Genomic DNA, 3,460 nt, shown 5'->3' on the forward strand with positions numbered 1-3,460 from the left:
GCTGGGAGACAAACAAATTGATCAGCTGATTGAAAAACAGGACATCAAGATCTATCCGAATCCGGTTTCAGATTATGCTTATGTGGAAATAGGGTTTGAATTCAAGGAAGCGGATATTTTCTTGTATGATATGGGGGGAAGGCAGCTTCAGAGCTTAAAAACTAAGAATAAGGTGACCAAGGTCAATACTCAGAATTTGATTCAGGGGGCTTATCTGGTGACTATTAAGACTGATACCAATAAAACTGCGAATACTAAACTGATAAAAAAATAACAAATGAAAAAGTATATAAGCTTATCTATCATATCATTGGCTCCCCATTTTCTACAAGCTCAAATTAACAGCGGAAATCCATTCAGTCCCACTATCTTCAGCAATAGTCCTATGTCTTCAAATCTCGGGCAATATAATCCTACCGAAATAGATTTATTTTCAGGACAACCTAATATTAATTTCAACCTATTTAATTTTTCAAAAGAAGGTTATAATGTAGATCTTAACCTTGCCTATAATCTTGCTTCCATAAAGCCAGACATACCCCCAGGATGGAACGGAGCTGGATGGAGTCTAAATGTAGGTGGTGTCGTCACCCGTACTGTTAAGGGTGGAGTCGATGAAGTTTACATGAATAATATAACTCCACATAATAAATACTCTTATTATGATAATTATAGTAGTTTGGATGCAACTGACTGGGATTCACCTTCCAAAATGCAACAGTTTATAGACAACAATCGTTCAATAGGAGGTAACGAAAGAACTGTTTATCCCGCACCAGATGAATTTAATTTTAATGTTAACGGAATGTCTGGCAGTTTTTATAAAAACCATAAAGGATCATGGATTATTGCATCTGGAGATTTTAAGGATATCAAAGTGGAAGACGAATTGAAAACTGACTTTAGCCTTTACGAGGATGGTCTTCATATTGTAAATAACAGAACGCACATCGTAAAGAGGATAATTTATGGATTTACATTAACTGATCAGAAAGGAATTAAATACATTTTCGGCAAAACACCAGAGTCTATTGAATTCTCAGCAACACCCAATAGTACGGTAGTAGATTCTTATAATCCCAATTTTGTCGCTAATTCTTGGTTTCTGACAAAGGTAATACTACCGAGTGGTTTCGAAATCACATACAACTATGAAAGAGAAAATAAAGCTTTTTACAAAGTACACAGTTCTTTTGCTTCACTCTATACAAATATCAACTCAGGAACGGTAATAAAAAAGAATCAGGGTGTATCAGGAAACATAGAAAGAACCTTTATCACCTATCTCAAGGATATAAAAATTAATAATATCTATTCTGTTGATTTTTTCAGAAGTACCGCAAATGTTGAAGAATATGATTATACTAAGGTAAACGGAAATATTTGGACAGGCGGGTTCGGCTATACACACCATTATGCTACAGATGTAAGATATGCCAAGCATTTTTCTAAACTCGACAGGATAACAGTCAAGCAAAATTCTGTGGTAGAAGAAATTAACTTTAGTTATCTTGAAGATCCAACTAAAAAATTATACCTGACTGGATTCAACCATAACGGGAAACCTTATCAATTCGAATACTACTCGACAGACATTCCCAAATACAATTTAAGAAAAAATGACCATTGGGGATATTATAACAACAAATCTTTTACTGAAAGTGTTGCGACAGCTGATGGACTTTATTATTCATACGATCAATTAAAAAATGTGTTATCTTCCTATAAAGAAACTGATCCACTACAACTAACTAAAGGAGTACTGAAAAAAGTCATCTATCCAACCAAAGGATTTAGCGAATATATCTATGAAGCTCACGATTACAATAAGGTAATTAGTGTTCAAACTACTAGTCCTGTAGGATTCTACATTGAAAATACAACAAAACAAACAGCAGGAGGGCTTCGAATTAAACGTACCATTACAAATCCAGGAGATGCACAAAATATAGTTAAAGACTACTTCTATACGGATACAGGAACAGCGATAGGGAATTCAAGTGGAATACTTTCAGGAAAGCCCATTTATTTTGAGGAGGATCAGAATAGCGGAGCCAGAATTTATAGGTTTGCAGATATGCCAATTATTCCTTCAAATAATACAAAGGGAAAACATATTGTTTATAGTAAAGTAACAGAAAAAGTGTCTGAAACCAATGCTGGGGGAACTATTGAATATATTTTCTCAAATAGTGATAATGGGTATTTAGATATTCGTCCGAACACTTTTATGTTTACCTCATTTTCCTCAGGGAATACCACTATTTATAATAACCTTCGAAATTTGGGATATAATTCATTGGAATTTGAAAGAGGAGAGCCTCTCAGTATAACCAAAAAAGACCAGAATGGTCAAATAGTATACCAGACTAAGTTTAAATACAGTGATGCTCCTAGCCGTTTTGACAGCAATGTAAGATCATATGACTTTCAAAGTAATGTATATGGTGAGCCTATCATAAATGGGCCTTGGACTATAATGTCAGGAATGGCAGAATTGATTAGGCTTTCAGCGTATAATAATTATTCATATCATCCATATCTACGTGAAAAAGAAAATGTTTTTTATAAAAATAATGCTCCTGTTTTAAGTGAGATTACAAAATATACCTATGGAAGCGCATTACATAATCAATTGACAAAACAGGAGTTTTCGGCTTCAGGAAATTCTACTACCACTTCCTACAATTATGCTCATGAAAAAGGGAATCAACTGATGCTCAGCAAAAATATGATTGGGATTCCTTTGGAGACAACTACTACTAAAACTATTAACGGTGCTACGAAAACACTGTCAAAAACTGAGACTCTTTATCCTTTAAACCAATCAGAAGCGAATATCAAAACATCCGGATTGGCTTTACCTACTTCGGTTTTATCTTACGACTTGCAAAATACCACAACACCTTCTACTGAAGTTACTTATGACAAATACGATTCTAAAGGTAACCTCCAGCAGTACACCGCAAAAAACGGTATCTCAACAACGATCATCTGGGGTTACAACCAAACCCAGCCCATTGCCAAGATTGAGGGAGCGAAACTTTCAGATATCAGTCAATCATTAATTGACAATATCGTAAGTGCCTCAGACAACGATGCTCAACTGGGTACCGAAGCATCAGAACAGGCACTGATCTCTGCTTTAGATCTGTTCAGAAATAATTCTGCATTGTCAACTTATCAGATTACTAGTTACAGCTATGATCCTTTAATCGGTGTTACAAGCATTACCCCACCATCAGGAATCAGAGAAGTTTATGTTTATGATACCGCTAATCGATTGAAAGAAGTGAAACAATTGGATAAAGATGCTGCTGGAAATCCAGTATATAAAATTGTGAAAGAATACAAATACAATTACAAAAACTAACACACGATGAAAAAGATAATCATTCCAATCAGTACTTTGTTTGTGACAGGACTAGCCTATGCACAGACAACCCCAAGTACTACAGAA

General features: G+C 35.0%; 2 protein-coding genes. Both read left to right on the plus strand.

Annotated elements, in window-relative coordinates; all coding sequences use genetic code 11:
- The coding region (locus DRF60_RS20730; protein WP_133297263.1) for a T9SS type A sorting domain-containing protein at nt 1–274 on the plus strand (274 nt) is incomplete at its 5' end.
- A 3-nt stretch (nt 275–277) separates the two neighbouring features.
- On the plus strand, nt 278–3,373 hold the full coding sequence (locus DRF60_RS20735; RefSeq protein ID WP_123902713.1) for a hypothetical protein: 3,096 nt from the start codon (nt 278–280) through the stop codon (nt 3,371–3,373).
- Nucleotides 3,374–3,460 lie beyond the last annotated feature (87 nt).

This window comes from Chryseobacterium elymi (assembly GCF_003385495.1).
GTDB classification, from domain to species: domain Bacteria; phylum Bacteroidota; class Bacteroidia; order Flavobacteriales; family Weeksellaceae; genus Chryseobacterium; species Chryseobacterium elymi.

Coding starts and splice junctions, on each gene's coding strand:
- DRF60_RS20735 (WP_123902713.1), top strand. CDS start 278: ATGAAAAAGTATATAAGCTTATCTATCATATCATTGGCTCCCCATTTT.